The following is a 26280-nucleotide window of genomic DNA, read 5'->3' on the forward strand; positions in this document are numbered from 1 at the left end:
CTTACCCGAAGAACGTGCGATACGCCGACTGCACGCGGCCGTCGGCGTCCAGGCCGAAGAAGACGCGCCAGCGGTCCAGACAGGTGCAGGGGTGGGAAATGCCGAACTCGATCACATCGCCCGGCGCCAGTTCGCTGTCCGCGGCGATGGCCAGGAAGGCGTGCTGGTCGTTGAGCCGCGTGACGTGGGCCTGCGCATCCCAACCGGGCAGGGCCGCGCCGCCGCGAAAGGCGGCCAGCGGCGCGGGCAGGTCCTGGTCGTAGGACACGTCGCGCATGCCGAAGCCGCAGATCGCCAGGCCCGGCTCCGGGCGCGACAGGACTTCGCCCCACAGGCGCAGGGCCGGCCGGAAATCGGCGGCGGCGCTGCGCGCCTGGCCGTCGACCTGGAAGCCCGCGCGGGCGTCCATGGCCTGCAGCGCGCGCTGATAGGTGCCGTGGTCATGGAAGAAGATGGCGCCGCTGCGCAGCACCAGCTGGGCATTTCCGTCCTCGGCGAGCCAGCTTTTGGCCGCTTGGGTGACATGGTCGAAGAAGGCCGAGCCGCCTGCCGTGAATACCAGCGGCGCTTGTGGCGCCAGGGCGCGCACGTGTTGGAACACCCGGGCGGCGCGCGCCATCAGTGCGGCGATGTTCTGCGCGGTGAGCGCAGCGTCAGACGAGGCGACGGCGCCTTCATAGGTGGCCACGCCCGCCAGCGCCAGTTTGTCGCCCTGTTCGCCGATCGCGTCCAGGATGGCCGCGACCGCGGCATCGTCGCGTGCGCCCGCGCGGCCGCCGCCGACTTCCACCAGCACCTCCACCGGCCGGCCGGCTTCAGCCGCCGCGGCGGCCAGCGACCGCACCGTGGCGGCGGAATCCGCGAAGGCCAGCAGGCGCGCATCGGGGTAGGCCGCCAGCAGCTTGCCCAGGCGGGCGCCGCTGGCCGCGCCGCCGATCTCGTTGCCCAGCATCAGGCGGGAGACGCCGGCGCGCAGCAGCACCGCGGCTTGCTGCAGGTTGGCGACGGTGGCGCCCCAGGCGCCGGCATCCAGCAGCCGCTGCACGATCTGCGGCGACATCGGCGTCTTGGCATGCGGCGCCAGCGCCGCGCCGTGGCTGCGGGCGTACTGGAAGATCTGTTCGACGTTGTGGGCGAAGGCCGCCTCGTCCAGCGTCAGGACGGGCAGGGCCATGTTGCCGCTGCTGGGCTGCCAGCCGCGGGCCGCCACGGCGCGCAGCGCAACGGCTGGCTCGCCCGGAGGAATGCCCCGGTAGGTGTCGTCCAGTGGAGTATCGAGCAGGGTTTCCAGGAAGGGATTCATGCGGCCGCCGAAGAAGGATTCAGGGATATGACAACGTTATCATTTTATGGCGGCAGTCTAATGGTAACGTTGTCAAATTAGGATTAGGGCAATCCCTAGGAAAGCGAAAACCGGCGTTTCAAGCCGGCGCCAGCGCGGTTTCGTCCTTCCAGCGCTGCTTGTCGCGCAAGGGAGGCGAGCCGAACAGGCGGCTGTATTCGCGGCTGAACTGCGAAGAGCTTTCATAGCCCACGGCATGGGCCGCCAGCGCCACGCCGGCGTCATCGGTCAGCATCAGCCGCCGCGCTTCCTGCAGGCGCAGGTGCTTCTGGTATTGCAGCGGGCTCATGGCGGTGGCCTGCTTGAAATGATGGTGCAGCGACGACACGCTCATGTGCACGTCGCGCGCGATCTCTTCCACGCGCAGGGGCTGCGCATAGTTGTCGCGCAGGATGCGGATGGCCTTGGCCACGCGGTTGAGCTGGCTGTCTTGCAGCACCGACTGGCGCAGCACCGTGCCCTGGCCGTTCATCAGCAGGCGGTACAGCAGTTCGCGCTTGACCAGGGGCGCCAGGATGGGGATGTCGCGCGGCGTGTCCAGCAGGCGCAGCAGGCGCAGTACCGCGTCCAGCAAAACGCTGCCCAGCGGATTGACGCAAAGCGCGCGTCCGGCCTCGGCAGGCGGCTGGGCGGGCAGGTTTTCGTCGCTGATCAGCGCGGTGATTTCCTCCACGTTCAGGTCCAGCCGCAAGCCCAGGTAGGGCAGGGTCGGGCTGGCGACGGAGACCTTGGCCACGACCGGCAGTTCCACCGAGGAAATCAGATAGTGGAAGGGATCGTACTCGTAGGCTTCGTCGCCGATGAGCAGGCGCTTGGACCCCTGCGCGATGACCGCGAACGCTGCCTTCTGCAGGCCGGGCTTGGCGCCGGTGGGCTGCGAAAGGCGGTGCAGGAACAGGCCCTCGATGGGCGTGTCCAGCGAGCCCTCCAGATCGCCGGTCATGCGTTCCAGCGTGCAGAGCAGCTCGCGCCGCGCCGGCTCGTAGGCGGCGTCCAGCGTCGGGCCGGCGCGGTGGTCGGTAATGGCGGTTGTCATGGTCATGGGGGCTCCCGTGGCGCACCGCGCCGGGAAGGCGGGCGGCGGAGGAAAATCGGAGAATCGGGCGGCTTTCAGTGTATGCCCAAGCGGGGCTGCATCCAGGGCGCCGTCTCTTTCACGGAGAAATGGGCAGGAAATCCGGAGGAATGAGCGCACGCCGATTGGATGCCTGGCGTTGCCGGAGAATTGGGCAAAAAAAGGGCAGGATCAAGCAGCGCCCGCGGCCGGCGCCGGACGCATACTGCCTCCATCCCGGCAGACGGGCTGAGACTCTTCCATCCTGGAGTGCCGGCTCCCGTCGAGCCCTTGAAGGAGTGCAACCATGCGGTACAAGAAATTCGGCAGTACTGGCCTGTTCGTGTCGGAACTCTGCCTGGGCACCATGACCTTCGGCGGCGAAGGCGAGCTCTGGAGCAAGATCGGCAGCCTGCAGCAGGAAGACGCCAACCGGCTGGTGGGCCGGGCGCTGGATGCCGGCGTCAACTTCATCGACACGGCCGACGTGTATTCCGAGGGCCGTTCCGAAGTCATCACCGGCCAGGCGCTGCGCGACCTGAAAGTGGCGCGCGAGGACGTCGTCATCGCGACCAAGGTGTTCGGCCAGACGGGGGCCGGCGTCAATGCGCGCGGCAACTCGCGCTCGCACATCATGGACGGCGTCAAGAAGAGCCTGTCGCGCCTGCAGCTGGACCATATCGACCTCTACCAGATCCACGGCTTCGATCCCGCCACTCCGGTGGAGGAAACGGTGAGGGCGCTGGACAATCTGGTGCAGCACGGCCACGTGCGCTACGTCGGCGTGTCCAACTGGGCCGCCTGGCAGATCATGAAGGCGCTGGGCATCGCCGAACGCCTGGGCCTGGCGCGCTTCGAGTCGCTGCAGGCCTACTACACGATCGCCGGCCGCGACCTGGAGCGCGAGATCGTGCCCATGCTGCAAAGCGAAGGCGTCGGGCTGATGGTGTGGAGTCCGCTGGCGGGCGGCCTGCTCAGCGGCAAGTACAGCCGCGACGGCCAGGCTGAAGCCGGCAGCCGTCGCGCCGCCTTCGACTTCCCGCCGGTGAACCAGGATCGCGCCTACGACAGCATCGACGTCCTGCGTCGCATTGCCGGCGCGCGCGGCGTGTCCGTAGCCCAAGTGGCCCTGGCCTGGCTGCTGCACCAGCAGGCCGTGACCAGCGTCATCATCGGCGCCAAGCGCGTGGAGCAGCTGGACGACAATCTGGCGGCAACTTCCATCCGGCTGACGGCCGACGAACTGGCCGAACTGGATCAGGTCAGCGCCTTGCCGCCGGAGTATCCGGGCTGGATGCACGTGCGCCAGGGCGAGTACCGGCGCAAGCAGCTGAGCGATTCCGGCGCGGCATAGGCCAGCACTACAATGCCTCGCAACGACTACACAGGAGGCAGAGCAGGCATGGACGCGGAATTCTGGCTTGAGCGCTGGCGCGAAGGGCGCACGCATTTTCATCAATCGCGGGTGACCCCGCTGCTGCAGAAATACTGGCCGACGCTGGGCGTACCCAAGGACGGCCGCGTACTGGTGCCGCTTTGCGGCAAGTCGCTGGACATGGTGTGGATCGCGGCGCAGGGGCATTCCGTGCTGGGCGTCGAGCTGTCGCAGCTTGCGGTCGAACAGTTCTTCGAGGAAAACGAACTCAAGCCGCTGACCCACGTGTCCGTCTATGGCAAGCATTACGTGGCGGGCAGCATTGAAATCATCTGCGGCGATATCTTCAAGCTGGACGCGCAGTTGCTGTCGCATTGCGTCGGCGCCTACGACCGCGCGGCGCTGGTGGCGCTGCCCGAAGCCATGCGCGCGGACTACGTGCGCCACGTCTACGGCAATCTGTCGCCCGCCTGCCAGGGCCTGCTGATCACGCTGGACTATCCTCAAGAGGAAATGTCGGGGCCGCCGTTCTCGGTGGTGGACAGCGAAGTGCAGGCGATCTTTGCAGGCGTGTCGCCCGCCAGGATCATCGACCGCCGCGACATCCTGGAAAAGGAACCCAAGTTCCTGGCCGCCGGCGTGAGCCGGCTGGACACGGTGGTCTACCACCTGGGCTCGCAGGAATGAAGGAGACGCCCGCCTGAGCTTGCAGGCGGGCGCTTTTCATCACGATATCAAGTCATCAGCCAGCCGCCGGCTACGTCCAGCACCTGGCCGGTGACGAAGCGGGCCTGGTCCGACGCGAAGAACAGGCAGGCATCCGCCACTTCCTCGGGCGTGCCCAGGCGGCGCAGCGCGGTCACCTGCGCCACGGCGTCATTGATTTCCTTGGGTACGGATTTCAGCAGAGGCGTGCTGATGCGTCCGGGCGCCAGCGCATTGACCGTGACCTCGTGTTCGCCCAGTTCGGCTGCCCAGTGGCGCGTCAGGCCGATCAGGCCGGCCTTGGTGGCCGCATAGTGCGCCGCCACGATGTCGCAGTAAGCCCGGCCGGCTACCGAAGACATGTTGATCACGCGCCCTTGGCGCTCGCGCACCATGTGCGGCGTGGCCAGGTGCGTCATGTAGAACACGCTGTTCAGGTTGACGGCGACCACGTTCTCCCATTCCCGCGGCGGCATCTCCCAGACCTTCAGCGCGCGTCCGTCCGTCTTGGGCGAAATGCCGACGTTGTTGACCAGAATGGTGGCCGCGCCCAGTTCGCGGCTGATGCGCTCATAGGCCGCCTGGCATTCCTCGAAACGCGCCACGTCGGCGTGCACGAAGCAGACCTGATGGCCGCGCTTGCGCAGCTCCTTCTCGTAGGCCTGGCCGCCCTGCGAATTGAAGTCGATCAGCCCCACGCGGCCGCCCTCGGCCAGGAAACTCTCGACGATGGCCGAGCCTATGCCGCCGACCGCGCCGGTGACGATGGCGACCTGATCCTGGAAGCGCCCGCTCATGCGCCCACCTTCAGCATGATCTTGCCGATGTGCTTGCTGCTTTCCATCAGCGCGTGCGCCTGGGCCGCTTCGGCCAACGGGAACACCTGGTGGATGCGCGGCAGGCATTGCCCTTGCTCCATCAGCGGCAGCACCTTATCCGCCAGCGCTTGGGTGATCGCGCCCTTGTCTTCGTCGGAGCGGGGGCGCAGGGTGGATCCGGTGAACTGCAGCCGCTTGATCATGATGGGCATGGCATCGATCTCGGCCTTGCTGCCTTCCAGGAAGGCGATCTGCACCAGCCGGCCGTTGACCGCCAGCAGCCGCAGGTTCTTGTTGATGTAGGCGCCGCCCACCATGTCCAGGATCACGTCCACGCCCGGACCGCCGCTGCCCTGGCGCACCTCGGCCTCGAAGTCGGCCTCACGGTACAGCACGGCGTGATGCGCGCCGGCGGCCAGGCAGGCCTCGGCCTTTTCCTGGTTGCCCACGGTGGTCCAGACCTCGGCGCCGAAGGCGCGGGCCAGCTGGATCGCGGTCAGGCCGATGCCGCTGGATCCGCCGTGCACCAGGAAGCGCTCGCCGGCCGCCAGGCGGGCGCGGTCGAACACATTGGTCCACACCGTGAAGTAGTTTTCGGGGATGGCGGCGGCCGTCAGCAGGTCCAGGCCACGCGGCACCGGCAGGCAATGGCGCTCGTCAGCCAGGCAATACTGGGCATAGCCTCCGCCCGGCGTCAGCGCGCAGACCTGGTCGCCAACCTTCCAGAGGCTGGCCTCGGGGCCGGTGGCGATGACGGTGCCGGATACCTCCAGCCCCAGATGGGGCGAGGCGCCCGGCGGCGGCGGGTAGGAGCCGGAGCGTTGCAGCACGTCGGGGCGATTGACCCCGGCGTAGGCGACTTCGATCAGCACCTGCCGACCGGCGGGCGCTTCCATGTCGCGTTCGGCCAGGCGCATGCAATCGGGCGCGCCGCCCTGGCCGTGATCGATATATGTGCAGCGTAGAGACATAAAAGAGAATCCTTGGTATCAGTGGCCCAGATAGGCCTTCTTCACATGCGGGTCGCTCAGCAGTTCCGCGCCGGTGCCGGTGCGCACGATGGCGCCGTTCTCCAGCACGTAGCCGCGATCCGCCAGCCGCAGCGTGCGGAATACGTTCTGCTCCACCAGCAGCACGGTCACGCCGTGGGCGGTGACGCCGCGGATGATGTCGAACATCTGCTGCACCAGCAGCGGCGACAGGCCCAGCGAGGGCTCGTCGAACACCAGCAGCTTGGGATCGGCCATCATGCCGCGCGCGATCGCCACCATCTGCTGTTCGCCGCCGGAGAGCGAGCCGGCGTACTGGTTCAGCCTTTCTTTCACCCGCGGAAAAATGCCCAGCACTTCGTCCAGCTTGCGCTGCACGATGGGGCGGGCGGCGCGCTTGTATGAACCCATCAGCAGGTTGTCGCGCACGGTGAAGTGCGGGAACAGCTGGCGGCCTTCGGGGATCATGGTGATGCCGGCGTCCACGATGTCGTAGGGCTTGCGGTTGGTCAGGTCCACGCCTTCGAATTCGACCTTGCCTTCCATCGCGCCGATGACGCCGCAAAGCGTCTTCAAGGTGGTGGTCTTGCCCGCGCCGTTGGCGCCGATCAGCGTGACGATCTCGCCGGCCTGGACCTCGAAGTTCAGGCCGTTCAGGACCTGGCTCTTGCCGTAGCCCGAGGACAGATTCGAAACCTTAAGCATCCTGGTACTCCTTGCCCAAATAGGCTTCGATGACGGCCGGGTTCTCGACCACGTCCTTGGGCGCGCCGCTGACCAGCACCGCGCCTTCGTTCAGCACGATGATGCGGTCGGACAGCGCCATGGTGGCCTGCATCATGTGTTCGATCAGCAGTACCGACACGCCCGAATCGCGGATGCGCCGGATCATCTGGATCGACTTCTCGATGTCGGTCGGATTCAGGCCCGCCATCACTTCGTCCAGCAGCAGGATGCGCGGCTTGATCGCCAACGCGCGGGCGACCTCCAGGCGCTTCATGCCGCCCACGGTCAGGTTGCGCGCCTCGATGTCCAGGGATTTCACCAGGTCGGTCTGCTCGGCCACCTTCATGGCGATCTGCTCGGCCTCGTCGCGGTTCGAGGTCCGGATGAAGGCGCCCAGCATGATGTTCTCGAGTACGGTCAGGCCGGTGAAGGGCTTGGCGATCTGGAAGGTGCGGCCCAGGCCCTGGTGCGCGAATTCGTCGGGCGTCTTGCAGGTGACCCACTTGCCGTGCGCGTCCAGCATGCTGATGCCGCCTTTGTCTGGCGACAGGAAGCCCGACAGCAGGTTGAACACCGTGGTCTTGCCCGCGCCGTTCGGGCCTATCATGCCCAGGATCTCGTTCTGGTTCAGCGTCAGCGACACGTCGTTGGTGGCGCGCAGGCCGCCGAAGCTCTTGAACAGTTTTTCGGCTTTCAGCACCGGTTGATCGGTGCGTTCGGCGCTGCGCAGGCGCAGTTCATCGGCCAGCTTGAGCTTGGCGCGCGGCGTGCCCAGATAGGGCAGGCGCGACAGCCAGCGCTCGATGGTCGGACCGAAGGCGCCGGCCAGGCCGCGCGGAATGGTCAGCACTACCGCCACCAGGATCAGGCCGTAGATCAGCCCGTGCATGCCGTTGCCCACGCTGCTGAGCCAGCCGCGCGCCAGTTCGGCGATGGGCAGCACCAGGAAGGTGCCGGCGATGGGGCCGGCCACCGTGCCCAGGCCGCCGATCAGGGCGAACATGGCTACCTGAATCGACAATTCCAGCGAAAACGCCGAACTGGGATCGACGAAGGTCAGGTAGGTGATGTGGAAGGTGCCGATGATGCTGGTCAGCATGGCGGACACGACCGCGGCGATGATCTTCATGCGCACGGTATGGATGCCGACCGCCAGCGCCGCGTCCTCGCGTTCGCGGATCGCGATCAGGTAGTGGCCGATGCGCGATTTGCGGATGTACCAGGATGCCCAGGTCACCAGCAGGAACAGGCCGAAGGCGATGACCACGTAATTGACCTTCTCGCGGAACACGATCCAGGTCCAGCCTATGTTCAACGGCAGGCTGATGCCGCTGGAGCCGCCGGTCCAGCTTTCTTCGTGGATGACCAGGAGGCGCACCACTTCCAGGATGGCGATGGTGGCCAGCGCGAAGAACGGACCCCGCAGCCGCAGGGTGGGGTAGCTGATCAGGATGGCCACCGCGCCCGAGATGACCGCGCCCGCCAGCATGCCGAACCACGGTGAAATGCCGAAGTTCTGCGTCAGCAGCGTGGCGGTATAGCCGCCGATGCCGTAGAACACGGCGTGGCCCAGGGACAGTTGGCCGGCGTAGCCGCCGACGATGTTCCAGGCCACCGACAGGGCCGAGAACACGAACAGCAGCACGAACAGATTGGTCCAGAAAGGCGTGCCCATGATCACGGGCACCAGGAACATCGCGATCAGCAGGATCAGGCTGACGTAGGTCTTGGGGTGTCGAATATCGGGAAACACATCTCGCTCCTTGTTGCTCTGATCACTCTGTGCCGACGCCGAACAGGCCGTTCGGACGCAGCACCAGGATCAAGAGGAAGATCCCGAAATACACGACCTCTTTCAGGTCGGGGGCGATGTAGAAGCCGGCCAGCGTGTCGACGATGCCGATGATCATGGAGCCGGCCACGGCGCCGTACAGGCTGCCCAGGCCGCCCAGCACCACGATCACGAACGCCGTCAGCACGAAGTACGTGCCCACGGTGGGAAACACCGGATACTGCGGCGCCAGCAGGCCGGCGGCGATGCCGACGAAGGCCGTGCCCAGGCCGAAGGCGATGGCGTAGACGTTATTGACGTTCACGCCCATCAGGGTGGCGGCGTAGCGGTGTTGCGCCACCGCCCGCAGCGCGCGGCCCAGATAGGTGCGGTGCATGAACAGGTGCAGCAGCACCGCCAGGCTCAGGCCGATCACGAAGGTAATCAGCTGTCCGGTCACCATCGAATAGGGGCCGATGTCGATGGCGTTGGTGCCCAGCTCCACCGGCGCGCGGTAGACGTTGGCGCCGAAGATCACCAGGGCCAGGTTCAGGAGAATGGTGGATACGCCCACCGTGGCGAAGATCTGGATGTGCTGGTCGGCGTTGAGCAGCGGCTGGATGATGCCCTTCTGCGTCAGCGCGCCCAGCGCGAACAGGATGACTGCCACCGGCACCAGGCCGGCGTAGGGGTGCACGCCGAATTGCGCCGCGATCAGATAGACCATGTACATGCCTATCATCAGGAATTCGCCATGCGCGAAGTTCACCACGCGCACCACGCCGAAGATCAGCGTCAGCCCCAGGCTGATGATGGTATACGCGCCGCCCAGCAACAGGCCGTTGATGACCAGTTGAATGAATAGTTCCATGTTGCAACCTCTTAGAGCGGGTAGCGGCCCTGGTTCGGCCGAGCTGTCGGCCGAACCAGGGCGCGCGGACCCCGGGATACGTCAGGCGCCCCCGAGCGCCTGAGCACTGGCGTGGCGCTTATTTCTTGAAGACCGGCTTGCCGAGTGCGAGGTTGCTGGGCGCGATGGTGACGAGCTTGCCGTCCTGCCACTGCATCACGTAGAACGTGGATGCATTGTTCTGGCCGTCTTCGCCGAAGTCGAAGGCCCAGCCGTTGGCGGTCTGGCCGGCCGGCTTCTTGTAGGCCAGGACCGCCGCGCGGATCTTGTCCTTATCCGTGGACTTGGCGTTGCCGATGGCTTCGAAGAAGGCCTTGGCGCCGACATAGTTGGTCAGGCTGTGGCCGGACTGCGGATCGCTCTTGTAGGTGGCCTTGTAGGCTTCCAGGAACTTGTCCAGACCGGGCGCGCCCGCCGGATTGATGGACGACTGAGGGAAGTCCAGGTCGAACACGCCGTTCATGTCGGCGCCCACGGCCTTGGCCGTGTCGGCCAGCGAATAGCCGCCGCCCGCGCCGATCACGACCTTGGGCTTGAAGCCCGCGGCGCGCGCCTGGCTGAAGAACAGGATGGCGTCGTTCTGGTAGGCCGTCTGCAACACCACGTCGACCTTGGCGCCCTTCAGGCGCAGGATGAGCGAGGACAGGTCCACAGTCTTGGCCGAATACGGCAGCACTTCCGCCACCGTATAGCCCAGCTCCTGCGCGCGCTTCTTCTCGGTGGCGGCCACGTCGGTGCCGTAGGGGCCGTCCTCGTGGATGATGCCGATCTTGATGTCCTTGGGGTTCAGCCCCATGCCCGGCGCGATGGTGTCGTGCAGCGCATTGACCACCGACACGCCATACAGCGCGGTGTTGGGGTTGCTGCGGAACAGGTACTTGTAGCCGCGCGTGGTGATCTTGTGCGCGGTGGCGCCCAGTTCGAAGTAGGGCACGCCGGCCAGCTCGGTGACGGGCGAGGCCGCGTAGGAAATGCCCGAAGCGTAGCTGCCGAACACGCCGACCACGTTGGAGGAAATCAGGCGCTTGGTTTCCGACACGGCCTGGGTCGGGTCGACGGCGTCGGCCTTGATGATTTCGATCTTTTCGCCGTTGACCCCGCCGGCGGCGTTGATCTCATTGACGGCCAGTTCCAGGCCGCGATAGCTCTCTTGTCCCAGGAGCGCGAGCGCGCCGCTGAACGGGAAGAGGGCGCCTACCTTCATGTCGGCCGCTGCGGTGCCGCTTGCCAGCGCGCCGCACACGCCCAGCGCCAAAGCAATTTTGTTGAACTTGAACACTGTCTACGCTCCTTTGTCGGTATGGGATGCGGACTTTCTTGTTTGGTCCGTTTTTTTGAATATATGATATATCGGCCGGGCGGGTAGCAAACCCCGCCTTGGATTCTAGTGGGGGCCGTAACCCACCGAATCGGGGAATTCCCTAAAGCCGCATGAATAAAGACTTAGCGGGCTGATCCAGCGCAAATACGGGTTTTCATCCTGCTTTGGGATGACTCTTTTTGGCTGAGGCAACGGTTGCCAAAAACATCAGGTCACAGTTGTTTTTTTCATATATCGTATATCATCAATTGCCTGCTTTTCATAAGAATCTAGGAGACAGAGGCATGTTCGAGGAAGTGGATTTCGCCGGGAAAAGGGTGCTGATCACCGCCGGCGCGGACGGGCTGGGCCTGGAAATGGCGAAGGTGTTCCGCCATGCCGGCGCCTCCGTATTCGTATGCGACGTGAACCAGGAGCGCCTGGCCGCGCTGCCGGCCGAATTGCCTGGGGTGCATGCGGCCCTGGCCGACGTTTCGGACGAAGACAGCGTCAGCGCGCTGTTCGATCAGGTCCGCGCCCAGTTGGGCGGCCTGGACATCCTGGTCAACAACGCGGGCGTGGCCGGTCCCACCGGCTATGTCGAAACCCTGTCCAAGGCCGACTGGGACCGCACGCTGGCCGTGAACATCACCGGACAGTTCCTGTGCGCGCGCCAGGCCATCCCCTTGCTCAAGGAATCCAAGGCCGGCGTCATGATCAACCTGTCGTCCGCGGCCGGGCATCTGGGTTTTGCCGGACGTTCGGTCTATTCGGCGTCGAAGTGGGCGGTGATAGGCTTCACCAAGTCCCTGGCCATCGAGCTGGGGCCGCATGGCATCCGCGTCAATGCGATCCTGCCGGGCGCGGTCGAAGGGCCGCGCATCCGCGCCGTCATCGCGGCCAAGGCGGATACGCTGGGCCGGCCGGTGGAGGAGATCGCCGCGCAGTACGAGAACCAGGCGGCGCTGGGCCGCATGGTCACCGCTCGCGATATCGCCAACATGGTGCTGTTCAATGCCAGCGAGGCGGCCCGCAGCGTCTCGGGGCAGGCCATCGTGGTGGACGGCTTCACGCAGAAGCTCTACTGATGGGCGCCGCGTCCAATGCGCAGCGCGCCGCCATCGTCGGCACCGGATTGATAGGCCAGGGCTGGGCCATCGTGTTTGCCCGCATGGGTTGGGAAGTGCGCCTGTATGACGTCAACGCCGCCATGCTGGCCGAGGCGCGAGGCCTGATCCTGCAGCAGCTGCGGGAACTTGAAACCCAGGGTTTGCTCAAGGACGCCGAGGCCATCGGTGGCCGCATTCATGTTGCAAGCAGCCTGGCGGACGCCTTGACGGGCGCGCGCTACATCCAGGAAAACTCGCCCGAAAACGTCGAAATCAAGCGGGCGCTGTTCACGCAACTGGACGCCGCTGCCGAGCCCGACGCCATCATCGGCAGTTCCACATCCAGCATCCCCGCCAGCGAATTCACCGGACACCTGTCCGGACGGCATCGCTGCCTGGTGGCGCATCCGGTGAATCCGCCCTACCTGATCCCGGTGGTGGAACTGTGCCCCGCGCCCTGGACCAGCCCCGAGGCCGTGGCTGCCGCCCGCGCCATCATGACCGGCATCGGCCAGAAGCCCGTGCTGGTGCGACGCGAAATCGAAGGCTTCATTCTCAACCGCCTGCAGGGCGCGTTGCTGCACGAGGCGTTTCGCCTGGCCAGCGCGGGCATCGCCAGCGCCGAGGATATCGACACCACGGTGAAGGACGGCCTGGGCCTGCGCTGGTCGTTCATGGGGCCGTTCGAAACCATAGACCTCAACGCGCCCGGCGGCATTGCCGACTATTGCGCACGCTACGGCGGGCTGTACCAGTCCATCGGCGCGACCCAGGGCGAACCCGTCGCCTGGGACGGCGCGCTGGTCGATGCCTTGTCGGACGAGCGCCGCGGTTTGCTGCCGCGGGAAGATCTTGCCAAGCGCCGCTTCTGGCGCGACGAAAAACTGATGCGCCTCATGCGCCACAAACAGGACAACGGAGACAACAATGGCTAAGCCCAAGCAGAAAGTCATCATCACTTGCGCCGTGACGGGCGCCATCCACACCCCCAGCATGTCGCCGCACCTGCCGGTCACGGCCGACGAGATCGCGGAAGCGGCCATCGGCGCGGCCAAGGCTGGCGCGGCGGTGCTGCACCTGCATGCGCGCGATCCGCAGACCGGCAAGCCCTCGCAGGATCCGGCCTTGTTCAAGCCCTTCCTGGAGCGGATCAAACGCGAAACGGACGCCATCATCAACATCACCACCGGCGGCAGCCCGCATATGACGGTGGAAGAGCGCATGCGTCCGGCCACCACCTTCAAGCCGGAGCTGGCGTCGCTGAACATGGGGTCCATGAACTTCGGCCTGTACCCCATGCTGGGCCGCTTCACCGAATTCAAGCACGACTGGGAGCGCGAGCATCTGGAGAACAGCCGCTCGCTGGTGTTCCGCAATACCTATCAGGACATCGAGTCCATCCTGGCGCTGGGCAACGCCAACGGCACCCGCTTCGAGTTCGAGTGCTACGACATCAGCCATCTGTACAACCTGGCGCATTTCGTCGACCGCGGCCTGGTCAAGTCGCCGCCCTTCATCCAGTCGGTGTTCGGCATCCTGGGCGGCATCGGCCCGCACCCCGAAGACCTGATGCACATGAAGCGCACGGCCGACCGGCTGTTCGGCAACGACTATGAATGGTCGATCCTGGGCGCTGGCCGCGGCCAGATCCCGCTGGCGACCATCGGCGCCGCCATGGGGTCGAACGTGCGGGTGGGGCTGGAGGATTCGTTGTGGATCGGGCCGGGCGAGATGGCGCAGTCCAATCAGGTCCAGGTGGAGCGCATCCGCACCATCCTGGAAGCATTGAACCTGGAAATCGCCACGCCCGAAGAAGCGCGCGCCAAGCTGGATCTGAAGGGCAAGGACAACGTCGCGTTCTGATGCGGTGGGGCGCCGGCGGGGCCGGCGCCTGCCTGTCAGGCGTAACGGCGCAGCGCGGCGGCCAAGGTATCGGTGTCGAGCGCGCGGTCGAAGTTGGCGGCGTGGCGGGCCTTCAGGCTCAGCTCCGCGGCCAGCATCAATTCCGCGTCGGATGGCTCGGCGGCCGCGCCCAGTTCGCGCAAGGTCGTGGGCAAGCCCACTTGTTCATACCAGCGGGTCAGTTCGGCCAGCATGCTGTCCGTCCGGTTTTCCAGGTCCAGCTGCACCAGCAGGCCGACGGCCACCTGCAGGCCGTGCGGCGCGCTCGCCACGCCGCTGATCTTGGGCAGCCCGCGCGTCAGCGCGTGGGCGATGGACAGGCCGCCGCTTTCGAAACCGAGGCCGCTCATGAGGATCATCGCTTCCACCACGCGTTCGAAGGCCGGTGTGGGCTGGCCGCTGCCGGCAGCGGCAACGGCGTCCACGCCGTCGGCCAGCAGGGTGCGCAGGCAGCCGTCGGCGATGAACTGGGCGGTGAGGGGCGGGGCGCCGTCATACATATTCTTGCCGCCGTTGCGGGCGCACTGCTCGGCCTCGAACTTTTTCGAGACCGCATCGCCCAGGCCGGCGCGGAAGAAGTGCGCCGGCGCGGTGGCGATGACGGCCGTGTCCACCAGCACGAGGGTGGGGTTGAACAGCATGTGCTCCACCGCCAGGAGATTGTGATGGGCGTCGTACAGGACGTAGTTCTTGCTGGTTGGCGCGTCGTTGGAGGCAACGGTGGGCACGGTGATGAGATGGCAGTGCGAGGACTTGGCCACCGCCTTGCCCGCGTCCAGCGATTTGCCGCCGCCCACCGCGATCACCATGTCGATGCCGGCCGGCGCGGCTTGCGCGCGCAACTGCGTGATCACGGCCGGCGTCAGGTCGCCTTCGACGATCAGCGGTATCAGCGACACGTTTTGCGCCGCGCACAAGGCTTCGATTCTTGGCCCCAGCACGCCATGCACGTAGCTGTCTATGACCAGGGCGGCCCGGCGGCCGAACAGGGCGGCGTACTGGCCCAGGGTGTCCAGGGCGCCGGCGCCCTGGATGTAGCGGCAGGGCGCGCCAAAAATCTTCAGCATGGGTTGTTCCTATTTGCGGGCAGCGGGAGGGCGGTAGTCCAGTTCCTTTTCGCGCTCGACCAGCCAGTCGATCATGATCTTGCCGCCCCAGACCAGGTCGGCCTGGATGGCTTGCCTGGCGGCTTCGGAGTCGCGCGCTTCCAGGGCTTCCAGCACGGCCTCGTGGCGGTGCTCGTTCTGCGAGTAATCCAACCCCGAGGTCTTGACGTGGAACACCTTGAGGATGGGGCCGGTGATCACCCAGAACGATTCCACCGTGGCGCGCAGGATGGGCTTGTTGCTGGCTTCCAGGATGGCGAAGTGGAACTTGCGGTTCAGGTAGCTGGCGCGCTTGGGATCGCTGGAAGTGCAGGAGATGAAATCCCGTTGCAGCGCGATCAGGTTGTCCAGCTGCTTGCGCGTGATGTTCTGGGCGGCCTCGGCCGCGCCCATGCCTTCCAGGTGGAAACGGATCTGCTGGATTTCGCGCAGTTTTTCCGAATTGACGTAAGGCACGTAGACCGCGGTGGCCGCCTGCATTTCCAGGCCCTGCTCGCTGATCAGCCGGAAGATCGCTTCGCGCACGGGCGTGATGGAGACGCCCATTTCCTGGGCCAGTTCGCCAATGATCAGGCGTTCGCCGGGTTCGTACTGCCCATTGATCAGGGCATTGCGGATTTCGTTGTAGACCCTGACGGAGAGGTTCTCTTTCTTTACCGGTTTGAGGCTGGACATGACAGGGCTCAGGCTTGCTGTATTGATGGGGGCGGGTGGATTCGGGATGAATTCTATCCCGCCATGGCAAATTCGAGCGCGATGGGTATATTATATATCATATATCCTAACAGCGAAAAGGAAGCGCCATGAGCAGTGACAGGGAGGCCCCTACCGAAGGGGAGGTCGGGATGCTGCGGGAAAAGGCCCGCCACATCCGGCTGGAGACCATCAGGCTGATCGAAATCGCCAAGGTCGGGCATTACAGCTCGGTGTTCTCGTGCGCGGAAATCTTCGCCGCGCTGTACTACGACGTGATGCGCCTGCGGCCGGGCGAACCGCAGTGGCCCGACCGCGACCGCTTCCTGATGGGCAAGGGCCATGCCGCCGTGGGCCTCTTTCCGGTGCTGGCCGACCACGGCTTCATAGACCGCGAATTGCTGGACGGCTACACCCGCCTGGGCAGTCCGCTGGGCGACCATCCCGACATGAGCAAGGTGCCGGGCGTGGATTTCAGCTCGGGCTCCATCGGCCACGCGCTCTCCAATGGCGTGGGCATGGCGGTGGGCGGGCGCATGAGCGGACGCGACTTCAACGTCTTCGTGCTGCTGGGGGACGGCGAGATGCAGGAAGGCCAGGTCTGGGAGGCCGCGCTGTTCGCCGCGCACAACCGCCTGTCGCGCCTGGTCGCCATCATCGACCGCAACGGCTACCAGCTGGACGGCAAGGTCGACGACGTCATGGGCGTGGAGTCGCTGAAGGAAAAATGGCAGGCCTTCGGCTGGGAAGTGCACGAAGTGGATGGCCATAACCTGGCGGAGTTGACCGCCTTGCTGCGCCGCCTGCGCGCGGACGAGGCGCGCGCCAAGCCGGCCTGCGTGATCGCGAAGACCATCAAGGGCAAAGGCGTGTCCTATATGGAAACCGAGCCGGGCTGGCACCTGGGCTACCTTGCGCCGCAAGACGCGCAAAGCGCTGTCGACGAAATCCTTTCCCGCGAGATTTGAATGGCACAGGCACAAGTCCTCTCTCCCGACTCCTGGCAGTACCGCGCCCTGAACGCGGTGAATCCCGGGCTGTCCTATCTTTCCGACGCGCTGATTGAATTGGCGCAGGCGGGACACCCCGTGGTGGCAGGCTCGGCCGACCTGCAGTATTCCAACGGCCTGAATCGTTTTGCGCAGGCCTACCCCGACCGCTACGTCCAGTTCGGCATTTCCGAGCAGAACATGGTGTCGGCGGCCGCTGGGCTGGCGACCACGGGCATGATGCCCTTCGTCGCGACCTTCGCGTCCTTCCTGGGCCTCCTGTGCTGCGAACAGATCCGCATGGACGTGGCCTATACCAAACTGCCGGTGCGCCTGATCGGCCACCATACCGGCATCAGCCTGGGCTTTTACGGCACCTCGCACCACGCCACGGAAGACATTTCGACGATGCGTGCTTTGGCCGGCCTGACGGTGGTCTCGCCCGCCGACGGTCCGCAGCTGGCGTCCGCCATCAAGGCTTCGGCGGACTGGCCCGAGCCGATCTACTTCCGCATCGGCCGCGGCCGCGATCCGCAGGTCTATGAAGACGGCACGCCTTTCGAATTCGGCCGCGCCATCGTCCATTCCAGCGGTTCGGACCTGAACATCATCGCCTGCGGCATCACCTTGCACGCGGCCCTGGCCGCGGCCGAGCAACTGCGCGGCGAGGGCCTGTCGGTGGGCGTGATCGACATGCCCACCATCAAGCCCCTGGACCGCGACGCCGTGCTGGCCGCGGCGGGCAAGTCCCGCCAGCTGATGACGGTGGAAGAGCACAACGTGCTGGGCGGACTGGGTTCGGCCGTGGCCGAGGTCCTGGCGGACGCGGGCACGGGCACGCGCCTGCGCCGCCACGGCATCTACGATGAATACAGCCTGATCGCGCCGCCCACCACCCTGTATGCGTACTACAAGCTGGACGCCGCCGGCATCGCCGAGGTCGCGCGCGCCACGCTCCAGCCCTGAGACACGGAGACAAGCATGAAGGAAATCACCGGAACCACGCGCCTGTTCGGCATCCTGGCCGATCCCATCCACCACGTGAAGACGCCGCAGCGCATGAACGAGCATTTCGCCGCCATCGGTTTCGACGGCGTGTGCGTGCCGTTCCACGCCCGGCCGGACAACCTGGCGGACGTGGTGGCAGGCCTGCGGCGGCTGGAAAACCTGGGCGGCGTCATCGTCACCGTGCCGCACAAGACCGCCATCCTGGACCTGGTGGACGACGCCACTCCCGTGGCGCGCAAGATCGGCGCGGCCAATGTGGTGCGGCGCGAGGCCGACGGCAAGCTGGTGGCGCACATGCTGGACGGCGAAGGCTTCGTGCGCGGCCTGCGGAGCGCGGGCGTGTCGCCCGAGGCCAAGAGCGCCTACCTGGCGGGGGCGGGCGGCGCGGCCAATGCCATAGGCTTCGCACTGGTGCAGGCCGGCGTGGTGCGGCTGACCATCGCCAACCGCACCACGGCCAAGGCCGAGGATCTGAAGGCGCGCATCCTGTCGCTGCATCCCGATGCCCGGATCGACGTGGGGACGGCCGACCCGTCGGGGCATGACCTGGTGGTCAACGGCACCTCGCTGGGCATGAAGCCGGAGGACGCGCTGCCGCTGGACGCCAGCCGGCTGACGCCGGACCAACTGGTCTGCGAAGTCATCATGCAGCCCAAGGACACCGCCTTGCTGTTGGCGGCGCAGGCCCGCGGCTGCAAGGTGCATTACGGCGCGCCGATGTTGGCCTGCCAGATCGAGCTGATGGCGCAGATGCTGGGCGTGGCAGCGGATCAGCAGGCCGGCACAGGACGCTGACCCGCATGAGCGATTACGACTTCATCATTGCCGGGGGCGGCACGGCAGGCTGCATCCTGGCCAACCGCCTGAGCGCCGACGGCAAGCATCGCGTGCTGATGCTGGAGGCCGGCCACGAAGCCCGCAGCATGTGGATCTCCATTCCGGCGGGTTTTTCCAAGCTGCTGGTGAACCCGGAATACAACTGGCGTTTTGCCACCGAGCCGGAAGACAACGTCCATGGCCGCACCATCGCCGTGCCGCGCGGCAAGGGCCTGGGCGGCTCGACGCTGATCAATGGCATGATCTACGTCCGCGGCCAGCCGCGGGACTACGACGGCTGGGCGGCTGCCGGCGCCACCGGCTGGGGCTACAACCAGGCCGAGCGCGTCTTCCGCAAGATCGAATGCTATGAACCCGGCGATGGCAGCCGCGGCAAGAACGGCCCCATGCACCTGGAAGAGGTGGCCGAACGCTTTCCCATCGCAGATGCCTTCTTGCGGGCGGCGCAGGAAGACGGGCAGCCCTTGAACCCCGATTACAACGGTGGCAGCCAGGAAGGCGTGGGCTACTACCAGGTGCTGCAGCACCGGGGCAGGCGCTGGAGCGTAGTGGACGGCTACCTGAAACCGGCCGCCGGCCGCAAGAATCTCAGCGTGGAATGCGGCGCGCACGTGACGCGGCTGGTGTTCGAGGGCAAGCGCTGCGTGGGCGTGGCCTACCGCAAGAATGGGCAGGAACACATCGTGCGCGCGCGGCGCGAGACACTGCTGTGCATGGGCGCGGTGCAGTCGCCGCAGTTGCTGGAGTTGTCCGGCATCGGCAACCCGGCCTTGCTGCAATCGTTCGGCATTGCGCCGGTGCTGGCGCAGCCGCAGGTGGGGGAGAACTACATCGACCACTTTGCCACGCGCATGAACTGGCGGGTGAAGGACACGGTGACGCTGAACGAGATGTCGCGCGGCTGGCGCCTGGCGCAGCAGGTGGCGCGCTACTACGCCAGCCACAAGGGCATCCTGACCCTGGGCACGGGGCTGGCGCACGGCTTCGTGAAAAGCGCGCCCGACCTGCCCGCGCCCGACGTGCAGTACTTCTTCGTGCACGCCAGCTACGCCAACGCGGCCGAACGCATCCTGGACCGGCATCCGGGCATGACGATAGGCGTGGCGCAGCTGCGGCCCGAATCGGTCGGATCCATCCACATCAAGTCGGCGGACCCGCAGGCCGGGCCCGCGATCCGCCCCAATTTCCTGTCCGCCCAGGTGGACCGCGACAGCCTGGTGGGCGGCATGCAGGTGGCCCGGCGCATCGTCGGCCAGCCGGCCATGCGGCGTTACGTGGAATCCGAGATCAGCCCCGGCGCGGCGGTGGACAGCTACGACGAATGGCTGGACTTCGCGCGCCGCAACGGCCAGACCATTTATCACCCGATCGGCACCTGCCGCATGGGTTCGGACCCCGCCGCCGTCACCGACGTGCGCCTGCGCGTGAACGGCTTGTCGGGCCTGCGCGTGGTGGATGCCTCGGTGATGCCGAAGATGGTCTCCGGCAACACCCAGGCCGCCGTCATGATGGTGGCCGAGCGCGGCGCGGAGATGATCCTGGAGGATGCGGCGCGAGCGTAGCCGCGCCTGGCTTGGACAAGGGCGCACGGAGCCAATTGGTCCGTGCGCCTTTGCACTTCAGCGGATGAGGAACCCGGCGCCAACGGGATCGTTCTTGTCGATCACCCAGCGCGCCGTACCGAGAATGCTGGCCGTGCCCTTGACCGTTGGGCGCACGGCGCGGGTGCCGTTCAGATCGACTTCACCCAGCAGGCAGCCCTCGAACACGCCGCTGCCCAGCAGGCCTTCCGACTTGATCGGCTGGTTCAAACCCATCTTGCCGCGCGCCTCGAACATGGCCATCATCGCGCTGGTGCCGGTGCCGCCGGGCGAGCGGTCCAGCTGGCCGGCGCTGAACACGTGCACGTTCTTGTAGAACGCGCCCTCGATGGTCGGCTGGTGCCAGAAGGTGATGAAGTTCAGGTTGTTGATGTGGGCCTCGGTCGGGTGCTGGATGCGGTGGCGGGCGTTGAGTTGGTCGCGCACGATCAGGCCCATGCGCGACAGCTCGGTGCCGTTGTCCGGCGAAATGCGCAGGTCGCAGCCGGACAGGTCGACGATGCCGAAGTAGTTGCCGCCCCAGACGATGTCGGCGGACAGCTTGCCGTAGCCCGGCAGCTCCACCGGGATGTCCTGCGCGGCTACATAGGCGGGCACGTTCTCGAAGCGGGTCCACAGCACGTTGTCGCCTTCGGACGCCACTTCCGACACCACCAGGCCGGCGGTGGTCTCAAAGCGGATCTTGGTGATGCCGTCCTTGCCGCGCGGCACCAGGCCGTGGGCCACCATGGCCATGCTGACCGCGATGGTGCCGTGGCCGCACATGTGCGAATACTCGGTGCCGTCGATGTAGATCAGGCCGGCGTCGAACTCCGGGCTGGACGGCGGGGTCAGGAACACGCCGAACATGTCCTTGTGGCCGCGCGGCTCGCGCATCAGCGCCTTGCGCAGCCAGTCGTAGTTCTGTTCAAGGAAGGCGCGCTTCTCCAGGATGGTGGAGCCGGCGGGGTAGGGGATGCCGCTATGCACGATGCACAGGGGCTCGCCTTCGGTATGGGTATAGATGACATCGAACGCGTCTTGCTTGCGCATGACTGTGGCTCCAGACAAGTAAGGTAGGGAAAAGTTATTTGCCGCGTTCGGACAGCATGTCCAGCCCGACGGTCAAATCCAGGATGACGATGGCGATCACCGCAACCACGATCGTGGCGCCCGATACGGCTGCGATGGTCGGATCTATCGTGTATTGCACGTAGTTGAAGAGCTTCACGGGGATGGTGTTGAGGTCCGCCGTGGTGTTGAAAATGGACAGCTCGACGTTGATCCACGAAGAGATGAAGGCGAAGATCGATCCGGTGACGATGCCCGGCCGGATCTGCGGCAGCACCACCAGGAAGAAGGTCGTCCAGGGATTCGCGCCCAGGTCCGCCGAAGCTTCCTCCAGGGCGCGCTGCTCCGGCGTCAGCAAGGTCAGCGTGGACCGCAGCACGAAGGGCGCGATGATGACGATGTGCCCGATCAGCAGCGACAGGAAGCTGCGCGTCAGGCCGAAGTACGCGCCGTACTGCAACAGCGCCGCGCCCAGCACGATGTGGGGCAGCACCAGCGGCGACATCAGCACCGAGGTCAGCGCGGCCTTGCCCGGGAACTCGTAGCGCGCCACCGCCAGCGCGGCCGGCACCGTCAGCAGCACGGCCGCGGCCGTGGCGGCCAGGGCCAGCACCGTGCTGGTCGTGAACGCCGCGACATAGCCGGCTTCGATCAGCAGGGTGCGGTACCAGTCCAGCGTGAAGCCCTTGGGCGGAAACGCCAGGTAAGGCGTGGCCGTGAACGAGGAACCCAGGATCACCACCAGCGGCAGGGCCAGGTAGGCCAGCACGCCCAGGGCGATCAGGCGGATCAGGTTGCGGGCGATCATCGCGCGGCTCCCGGCAGGACGGCGGCGCGGTTGGCCAGCGCCACCAGGATCAAGGTGAACACCAGCAGCACCATGCTCAGCGCGCCGCCGTAGTGGAAGTCGAACACCGTGCTGTACTGCTGGAAGATCAGCATGGACAGCACTGACACGCGCCCGCCGGATAGCAGGGCCGGCGTCACGTAGGCGCTGACCGCCAGCGTGAAGACCATGATGGCGCCCGACACCACGCCAGGCAGCGTCAGCGGCCAGGTGATGTGGAAGAAGGTGGCTGCCGGGCTGGCGCCCAGGTCGGCCGAGGCCTGCTCGCAGGCCGGATCGACCCGCGCCAGCGCATTGCCCACCGCCAGCACCACGAAGGGCAGCAGCACGTAGACCATGCCGATCAGGATGCCCAGCTCGGTGCCGATGAAGCGCACCGGGCGATCGGCGGCGCCCACGCCCACCAGCGCCTGGTTGACCAGGCCGTTGCGGCCCAGCAGCACCATCCAGCCGAAGGCGCGCACGATGTTGCTGGTGAACAGCGGCACCACCAGCAGGATGACGCAGAAGCGCCGCCAGGCCTGCCAGCGCACCACCCGCACCAGATACCAGGCCAGCGGATAGCCCAGGAGCACGCAGGCGACGGTAGTGAAGAGCGCCAGCCGGAAGGTCACCAGGATCACGTCCCAGTGGTACTGGTCGCCCAGCACGCGCAAGTATTGCTGCGGGGTGAAGCTCAGGCCGTCAGGCCCGCCGGTGATGCTGGCCAGCGCCACCACCGCCAGCGGCGCCAGGAAGAAGGCCGCGAAGAACAGCACGGGAGCCGCCAGCAGCAGGCAGGGCGAACGCCAGGCGCGCATGCTCATGGCTGTTCACCGATCAGGTGCAGGTGTTCCGCCGCGAATGCCAGGCGCGCCGCTGCGCCCGGGCCCAGGCCGGACGGCGCGATGCCGCCGTGGCGCGCCACCAGGACCTGTCCGCCGATGTCCACGTGGATCATGCAATGGCTGCCCACGTTGATGACGTCGGTGACCGTGCCGCTCAGGGCCGTGGCCGCCGATGCATCGGCCAGGCGCAGGTCCTCGGGCCGCAGAACCGCGACGCCACGCGCGGGCGCGGTCTTGCCCGGGAGCCGCACGCGCAGGCCTTGGGCATCCATCTGCAGTGCATCGCCGTCGATGGCCGTGAACGGCATGAGGTTGGCGTCGCCGATGAACTCCGCCACGAAGCGCGTGGCGGGATGCCGGTAGATTTCGGTCCCGCCGCCCACCTGTTCGATCTTGCCCGCATGCATGACGACCACCCGGTCGGCCATGGTCATGGCTTCTTCCTGGTCGTGCGTGACGAAGATGAAGGCGATGCCCAGCTTGGCCTGCAGGTGCTTGAGCTCCAGCTGCATGCGCTTGCGCAGTTTCAGGTCCAGCGCCGACAGCGGTTCGTCCAGCAACAGCAGCTTGGGCTGGTTCACGATGGCGCGCGCCAACGCCACGCGCTGCTGCTGGCCGCCGGACATTTCGCGCGGATAGCGCGGGCCGAAGTCCGCCAGCCCCACCATGTCCAGCGCGGCGCGCGCGCGCCCGGCCGCGTCCTGCTTCGACGCGCCCTGGCGTCGCGGACCATAGGCCACGTTTTCCAGCACGCTCATGTGGGGAAACAGCGCGTAGTTCTGGAACACGGTATTCAGCGGCCGCTGGTGCGCGGCCAGGCGGCTGATGTCCTGGCCTTCGATCAGGATGCGGCCGGCTTCGGGCCTGAGGAATCCGGCGATCGAGCGCAGCAGGGTGGTCTTGCCGCAGCCGCTGGGACCGAGCAGGGCCACGAACTCTCCCTGCTGGATCTCCAGGTCGATGCGGTCCAGCGCCTGGTAGGCGCCAAAGCGCATCGACACGCCTTCGATGGTGAGCAAAGCGGACATGTTCTATCCCTAGCGCTTGCGGGCAACCTGGCGGTTCCAGGCGTCCGTGACCTCGGCGCGGCGGCTGTTGATGAGGTTCCAGTCGAACAGGCTCAGGTTCTTGACCGAGCCGTCCGCGCCCCAGGGCAGCTTGCGGGCCACGTCCTTGGACACCTGCACGTCCTTGACGGCGGGCCCCAGGTACAGGCGCGTGGCCAGGCAGGCGGCGGCATCCGGCGTGAGCGCGGTGTCGATGAACTTCTGCGCGGCGGCCTTGTTCGGCGCGTTCTTCACCAGATGCAGGCGCGCATCCGTGGCCCAGGCGCCTTCCTTGGGCACGGCGAAGCCGATGGGCAGGCCCTTGTCGATCAAGTCCCAGGCGCCCACGTTGAAGTGCGCGCCGATGATGGCCTCGCCGCTCTGGTAGGCGTTGGTGGCCGCGCCCGAACTGTCGAAGAACAGCGCGGTGTCCAGCGACGCCAGCTTGGCGTACAGCGGCGCCAGATTGGACGGGTCGACGGAGAACACCCGTGCCAGGAAGAAGATGAACGGCACGCCCGACGAGTTCGCCGGCGAGGGAATGGCGACGGCGCCCGCGTACTCGGGCTTCCACAGGTCCTTCCAGCTGGTGGGCGGTTGCGGCACTTCCTTGGTGTTGTAGGCAATGCCCAGCGAGTAGTAGCCGGTGCTGACGGCGTAGGCGCCAGCGCCGTTGCGGTACACGCCCTGGTCGATGACGTTCTTCAGGTTGGGGATGCCGGCGGGATCCAGCGCGTCCAGCACGCCCGCTTCGGCGGCCAGTTCGCTGATGCCGCCGTCCATCCAGGCCACGTCTATGGTGGGCGCGCCCTTCTGCTGTTGCAGCTTGGCCAGCGTGGTGGTGGACGTGCCGACTTCCGGCACCACGGCCACGCCAGTCGCCTTGGTGTAGGGCTCGGCCACGCAGGCGCGGAACGCGTCGCCCCAGTTGCCGCCGTACCAGGCGACCGTGATCTTCTGCTGCTGGGCCAGCGCCTGGCCTGCGAGCAGCAGGCCGGTTCCCAGCAAGGCGGCGCGGATCGCGCTGCGGGTAGGTGTTGCCATGTCGGATTCCCCTTGTCGATTTATCGGCCCGTTGCGACTGCGCCGGCAGGCGCGGCAGCACGGTGCCATAGATGCATCTTGGGCGATCCCCGGGAAAACCAGCTTGAAGGCCTGGGACAAAAACTTGAATAATTGCGACATGGAAACCGCTACACCCGCCGCGGCGCCGTCTTTCTCCTATGACGACGAGTTCAGCGGCCTGCCCCAGGGGAAACCCGCACTGACCGTAGGCATCGTGCTGCTGGACCAGTTCACGCTGGCCGCCTTTGCCGGATTGGTGGACGTGTTGCGGCTGGCGGGCGACCACGGCGGACGCAGCCGCCAGATCCATACCGCCTGGCGCGTCATGAGCTGGGACGGCAAGCCGCGCTGCTGCAGCGCGGGCCTGACCATAGACGTGGCCGACGGCCTGCCCGAGGACCCGACCCAGTTCGACTATGTGGCGGTTTGCGGCGGCAACGACTATTTCAACGGTCGCCTGCCCGAACCTTTGCGCGACTGGCTGCGGCTGGCGGCGGCGCAGCGCGTGCGGCTGCTGGGCATATGCACGGGCACCTTCGCGCTGGCGCAGGCGGACGTCATCGGGCCGCGCACGGTCTGCGTGCACTGGAACGTGCTGGACACCTTCCGCGAGCGCTTTCCGCAAGCCCGCGCGGTGGTGGACCGACTGTTCGTGGACGAAGGCGACCTGATTTCCTGCGCCGGCTCCACGGCTGCAATCGACCTGGCGCTGTACCTGGTGGCCCGCCATTGCGGGCGCGACAAGGCGCAGCAGGCGATGCGGCACATGATGCTGCAAGGCGTGCGCCCGGGGCGCGTGCCGCAAGCGCACTTCCACACGGATCTGTCGGGCATCCAGGACCTGCGCGTGCGCCAAGCCGCGCACTTCATCGAGCAGCGCATCGACAACCCGCCGCCGCTGGACGCGATTGCGCGCTACGTCGGCGTGGGGCGCAGGCAGCTGGAACGCGCATTTCGCCTGGCGACGGGCATGTCGCCCATGGCGTTCCAGCGGCAGTTGCGGCTGGAATACGGCAGTTGGCTGCTCTTGAACAATCCCAGCAGCATCACGCAGATCGCGCTGGATTGCGGCTTTGCCGACGGCGCGCATTTCTCGCGCGATTTCCGCGCGCATTTCGGCCAGTCGCCGCGCCAGTATCAGCAGGCCGCGGATCGCGACAGCGGCGTCAGCGTGTTTCCCGCCTAGGGGCTGTGCACGGCTCGTTCCGGA

General features: G+C 66.4%; 25 protein-coding genes. 10 read left to right on the forward strand and 15 right to left on the reverse strand.

What is annotated here, in order from left to right:
• Window position 1: 1 nt before the first annotated feature.
• Both AC3WOB_RS25635 and AC3WOB_RS25640 read right to left on the reverse strand, forming a co-directional pair.
• Window positions 2-1303, reverse strand: coding sequence for an alanine racemase (locus AC3WOB_RS25635; RefSeq protein ID WP_492276562.1), 1302 nt, complete (start codon window positions 1301-1303; stop codon window positions 2-4).
• A gap of 118 nt (window positions 1304-1421) precedes the next feature.
• On the reverse strand, window positions 1422-2384 hold the full coding sequence (locus AC3WOB_RS25640; RefSeq protein WP_013395485.1) for an AraC family transcriptional regulator: 963 nt from the start codon (window positions 2382-2384) through the stop codon (window positions 1422-1424).
• A gap of 319 nt (window positions 2385-2703) precedes the next feature.
• Here AC3WOB_RS25640 and AC3WOB_RS25645 point away from each other — a divergent pair, with 319 nt between their 5' ends.
• Both AC3WOB_RS25645 and AC3WOB_RS25650 read left to right on the forward strand, forming a co-directional pair.
• Window positions 2704-3750 (forward strand): aldo/keto reductase, encoded by a 1047-nt coding sequence (locus AC3WOB_RS25645; RefSeq protein WP_492276563.1) that lies wholly within the window; start codon window positions 2704-2706, stop codon window positions 3748-3750.
• A 48-nt stretch (window positions 3751-3798) separates the two neighbouring features.
• Window positions 3799-4458, forward strand: a complete 660-nt coding sequence (locus AC3WOB_RS25650) for a thiopurine S-methyltransferase (RefSeq protein WP_492276564.1) — start codon at window positions 3799-3801, stop codon at window positions 4456-4458.
• A gap of 47 nt (window positions 4459-4505) precedes the next feature.
• On the opposite strand, the gene AC3WOB_RS25655 is transcribed toward AC3WOB_RS25650, so the two are convergent.
• The 6 genes from AC3WOB_RS25655 to AC3WOB_RS25680 all read right to left on the reverse strand — a co-directional run bounded on the left by AC3WOB_RS25655 (window position 4506) and on the right by AC3WOB_RS25680 (window position 10969).
• On the reverse strand, window positions 4506-5273 hold the full coding sequence (locus AC3WOB_RS25655; protein ID WP_492276565.1) for an SDR family oxidoreductase: 768 nt from the start codon (window positions 5271-5273) through the stop codon (window positions 4506-4508).
• Entirely contained in the window at window positions 5270-6265 is a 996-nt protein-coding gene (locus tag AC3WOB_RS25660; RefSeq protein WP_492276566.1) for an NAD(P)H-quinone oxidoreductase, read from the reverse strand. Before AC3WOB_RS25660 ends, AC3WOB_RS25655 begins: the two co-directional genes overlap by 4 nt.
• A gap of 18 nt (window positions 6266-6283) precedes the next feature.
• Entirely contained in the window at window positions 6284-6988 is a 705-nt protein-coding gene (locus AC3WOB_RS25665) for an ABC transporter ATP-binding protein (RefSeq protein WP_013395480.1), read from the reverse strand.
• On the reverse strand, window positions 6981-8762 hold the full coding sequence (locus tag AC3WOB_RS25670; RefSeq protein ID WP_492276567.1) for a branched-chain amino acid ABC transporter ATP-binding protein/permease: 1782 nt from the start codon (window positions 8760-8762) through the stop codon (window positions 6981-6983). The genes AC3WOB_RS25665 and AC3WOB_RS25670 overlap by 8 nt, the downstream gene beginning before the upstream one ends.
• 22 nt (window positions 8763-8784) lie before the next feature.
• On the reverse strand, window positions 8785-9651 hold the full coding sequence (locus tag AC3WOB_RS25675; RefSeq protein ID WP_013395478.1) for a branched-chain amino acid ABC transporter permease: 867 nt from the start codon (window positions 9649-9651) through the stop codon (window positions 8785-8787).
• 118 nt (window positions 9652-9769) lie between these two features.
• The gene (locus AC3WOB_RS25680) at window positions 9770-10969 is read right to left on the reverse strand and encodes an ABC transporter substrate-binding protein (protein WP_013395477.1); all 1200 of its coding nucleotides are present in this window, start codon (window positions 10967-10969) and stop codon (window positions 9770-9772) included.
• Window positions 10970-11295: 326 nt separating this feature from the next.
• On the opposite strand from AC3WOB_RS25680, the gene AC3WOB_RS25685 reads away from it, so the two are divergent.
• Genes AC3WOB_RS25685 through kce form a run of 3 tightly spaced genes read left to right on the forward strand, consistent with a single transcriptional unit; the run spans window position 11296 to window position 13962 of the window.
• Window positions 11296-12078: an SDR family oxidoreductase gene (locus AC3WOB_RS25685; protein ID WP_088142064.1), complete on the forward strand. Its 783-nt coding sequence runs from the start codon at window positions 11296-11298 to the stop codon at window positions 12076-12078.
• Window positions 12078-13034, forward strand: coding sequence for a 3-hydroxyacyl-CoA dehydrogenase (locus tag AC3WOB_RS25690; protein ID WP_492276568.1), 957 nt, complete (start codon window positions 12078-12080; stop codon window positions 13032-13034). The genes AC3WOB_RS25685 and AC3WOB_RS25690 overlap by 1 nt, the downstream gene beginning before the upstream one ends.
• Window positions 13027-13962 (forward strand): 3,5-dioxohexanoate:acetyl-CoA acetone transferase, encoded by a 936-nt coding sequence (kce, locus tag AC3WOB_RS25695; protein WP_492276569.1) that lies wholly within the window; start codon window positions 13027-13029, stop codon window positions 13960-13962. Before AC3WOB_RS25690 ends, kce begins: the two co-directional genes overlap by 8 nt.
• 35 nt (window positions 13963-13997) lie before the next feature.
• Here the strand turns inward: kce and AC3WOB_RS25700 are convergent, their stop codons facing one another.
• Window positions 13998-15068, reverse strand: coding sequence for a glycerol dehydrogenase (locus AC3WOB_RS25700; protein WP_492276570.1), 1071 nt, complete (start codon window positions 15066-15068; stop codon window positions 13998-14000).
• 9 nt (window positions 15069-15077) lie between these two features.
• On the reverse strand, window positions 15078-15782 hold the full coding sequence (locus AC3WOB_RS25705; RefSeq protein ID WP_013395472.1) for a GntR family transcriptional regulator: 705 nt from the start codon (window positions 15780-15782) through the stop codon (window positions 15078-15080).
• 128 nt (window positions 15783-15910) lie between these two features.
• Here AC3WOB_RS25705 and AC3WOB_RS25710 point away from each other — a divergent pair, with 128 nt between their 5' ends.
• From AC3WOB_RS25710 to AC3WOB_RS25725, 4 genes are read left to right on the forward strand one after another with little or no spacing between them, the layout of a single operon-like run.
• Window positions 15911-16768, forward strand: coding sequence for a transketolase (locus AC3WOB_RS25710; RefSeq protein ID WP_041654217.1), 858 nt, complete (start codon window positions 15911-15913; stop codon window positions 16766-16768).
• Window positions 16769-17755, forward strand: coding sequence for a transketolase family protein (locus tag AC3WOB_RS25715; RefSeq protein WP_492276571.1), 987 nt, complete (start codon window positions 16769-16771; stop codon window positions 17753-17755).
• A 15-nt stretch (window positions 17756-17770) separates the two neighbouring features.
• Window positions 17771-18592: a shikimate dehydrogenase family protein gene (locus AC3WOB_RS25720; RefSeq protein WP_492276572.1), complete on the forward strand. Its 822-nt coding sequence runs from the start codon at window positions 17771-17773 to the stop codon at window positions 18590-18592.
• Window positions 18593-18597: 5 nt separating this feature from the next.
• The gene (locus AC3WOB_RS25725; RefSeq protein ID WP_492276573.1) at window positions 18598-20196 is read left to right on the forward strand and encodes a GMC family oxidoreductase; all 1599 of its coding nucleotides are present in this window, start codon (window positions 18598-18600) and stop codon (window positions 20194-20196) included.
• 57 nt (window positions 20197-20253) lie between these two features.
• Here AC3WOB_RS25725 and AC3WOB_RS25730 read toward each other — a convergent pair whose 3' ends face one another.
• The 5 genes from AC3WOB_RS25730 to AC3WOB_RS25750 are packed head-to-tail and all read right to left on the reverse strand — an operon-like array spanning window position 20254 to window position 25049.
• On the reverse strand, window positions 20254-21267 hold the full coding sequence (locus AC3WOB_RS25730) for a proline racemase family protein (RefSeq protein ID WP_492276574.1): 1014 nt from the start codon (window positions 21265-21267) through the stop codon (window positions 20254-20256).
• Window positions 21268-21301: 34 nt separating this feature from the next.
• Window positions 21302-22093 (reverse strand): ABC transporter permease, encoded by a 792-nt coding sequence (locus AC3WOB_RS25735; protein WP_013395466.1) that lies wholly within the window; start codon window positions 22091-22093, stop codon window positions 21302-21304.
• Window positions 22090-22938, reverse strand: coding sequence for an ABC transporter permease (locus AC3WOB_RS25740; protein ID WP_492276575.1), 849 nt, complete (start codon window positions 22936-22938; stop codon window positions 22090-22092). Before AC3WOB_RS25740 ends, AC3WOB_RS25735 begins: the two co-directional genes overlap by 4 nt.
• On the reverse strand, window positions 22935-23987 hold the full coding sequence (locus AC3WOB_RS25745; RefSeq protein ID WP_013395464.1) for an ABC transporter ATP-binding protein: 1053 nt from the start codon (window positions 23985-23987) through the stop codon (window positions 22935-22937). The genes AC3WOB_RS25740 and AC3WOB_RS25745 overlap by 4 nt, the downstream gene beginning before the upstream one ends.
• Before the next feature lie 9 nt (window positions 23988-23996).
• Window positions 23997-25049 carry an ABC transporter substrate-binding protein gene (locus AC3WOB_RS25750; protein ID WP_013395463.1) on the reverse strand — a complete coding sequence of 351 codons (1053 nt, stop codon included), beginning with the start codon at window positions 25047-25049 and terminating at the stop codon, window positions 23997-23999.
• 139 nt (window positions 25050-25188) lie between these two features.
• Here AC3WOB_RS25750 and AC3WOB_RS25755 point away from each other — a divergent pair, with 139 nt between their 5' ends.
• The gene (locus AC3WOB_RS25755) at window positions 25189-26256 is read left to right on the forward strand and encodes a GlxA family transcriptional regulator (RefSeq protein WP_207471885.1); all 1068 of its coding nucleotides are present in this window, start codon (window positions 25189-25191) and stop codon (window positions 26254-26256) included.
• Window positions 26257-26280 lie beyond the last annotated feature (24 nt).

The organism is Achromobacter sp. FW305-C-30-7, from assembly GCF_058783105.1.

Coding starts and splice junctions, on each gene's coding strand:
- AC3WOB_RS25635 (WP_492276562.1), bottom strand. CDS start 1,303: ATGAATCCCTTCCTGGAAACCCTGCTCGATACTCCACTGGACGACACC.
- AC3WOB_RS25640 (WP_013395485.1), bottom strand. CDS start 2,384: ATGACCATGACAACCGCCATTACCGACCACCGCGCCGGCCCGACGCTG.
- AC3WOB_RS25645 (WP_492276563.1), top strand. CDS start 2,704: ATGCGGTACAAGAAATTCGGCAGTACTGGCCTGTTCGTGTCGGAACTC.
- AC3WOB_RS25650 (WP_492276564.1), top strand. CDS start 3,799: ATGGACGCGGAATTCTGGCTTGAGCGCTGGCGCGAAGGGCGCACGCAT.
- AC3WOB_RS25655 (WP_492276565.1), bottom strand. CDS start 5,273: ATGAGCGGGCGCTTCCAGGATCAGGTCGCCATCGTCACCGGCGCGGTC.
- AC3WOB_RS25660 (WP_492276566.1), bottom strand. CDS start 6,265: ATGTCTCTACGCTGCACATATATCGATCACGGCCAGGGCGGCGCGCCC.
- AC3WOB_RS25665 (WP_013395480.1), bottom strand. CDS start 6,988: ATGCTTAAGGTTTCGAATCTGTCCTCGGGCTACGGCAAGAGCCAGGTC.
- AC3WOB_RS25675 (WP_013395478.1), bottom strand. CDS start 9,651: ATGGAACTATTCATTCAACTGGTCATCAACGGCCTGTTGCTGGGCGGC.
- AC3WOB_RS25685 (WP_088142064.1), top strand. CDS start 11,296: ATGTTCGAGGAAGTGGATTTCGCCGGGAAAAGGGTGCTGATCACCGCC.
- AC3WOB_RS25690 (WP_492276568.1), top strand. CDS start 12,078: ATGGGCGCCGCGTCCAATGCGCAGCGCGCCGCCATCGTCGGCACCGGA.
- kce (WP_492276569.1), top strand. CDS start 13,027: ATGGCTAAGCCCAAGCAGAAAGTCATCATCACTTGCGCCGTGACGGGC.
- AC3WOB_RS25700 (WP_492276570.1), bottom strand. CDS start 15,068: ATGCTGAAGATTTTTGGCGCGCCCTGCCGCTACATCCAGGGCGCCGGC.
- AC3WOB_RS25705 (WP_013395472.1), bottom strand. CDS start 15,782: ATGTCCAGCCTCAAACCGGTAAAGAAAGAGAACCTCTCCGTCAGGGTC.
- AC3WOB_RS25710 (WP_041654217.1), top strand. CDS start 15,911: ATGAGCAGTGACAGGGAGGCCCCTACCGAAGGGGAGGTCGGGATGCTG.
- AC3WOB_RS25715 (WP_492276571.1), top strand. CDS start 16,769: ATGGCACAGGCACAAGTCCTCTCTCCCGACTCCTGGCAGTACCGCGCC.
- AC3WOB_RS25720 (WP_492276572.1), top strand. CDS start 17,771: ATGAAGGAAATCACCGGAACCACGCGCCTGTTCGGCATCCTGGCCGAT.
- AC3WOB_RS25725 (WP_492276573.1), top strand. CDS start 18,598: ATGAGCGATTACGACTTCATCATTGCCGGGGGCGGCACGGCAGGCTGC.
- AC3WOB_RS25730 (WP_492276574.1), bottom strand. CDS start 21,267: ATGCGCAAGCAAGACGCGTTCGATGTCATCTATACCCATACCGAAGGC.
- AC3WOB_RS25735 (WP_013395466.1), bottom strand. CDS start 22,093: ATGATCGCCCGCAACCTGATCCGCCTGATCGCCCTGGGCGTGCTGGCC.
- AC3WOB_RS25740 (WP_492276575.1), bottom strand. CDS start 22,938: ATGAGCATGCGCGCCTGGCGTTCGCCCTGCCTGCTGCTGGCGGCTCCC.
- AC3WOB_RS25745 (WP_013395464.1), bottom strand. CDS start 23,987: ATGTCCGCTTTGCTCACCATCGAAGGCGTGTCGATGCGCTTTGGCGCC.
- AC3WOB_RS25750 (WP_013395463.1), bottom strand. CDS start 25,049: ATGGCAACACCTACCCGCAGCGCGATCCGCGCCGCCTTGCTGGGAACC.
- AC3WOB_RS25755 (WP_207471885.1), top strand. CDS start 25,189: ATGGAAACCGCTACACCCGCCGCGGCGCCGTCTTTCTCCTATGACGAC.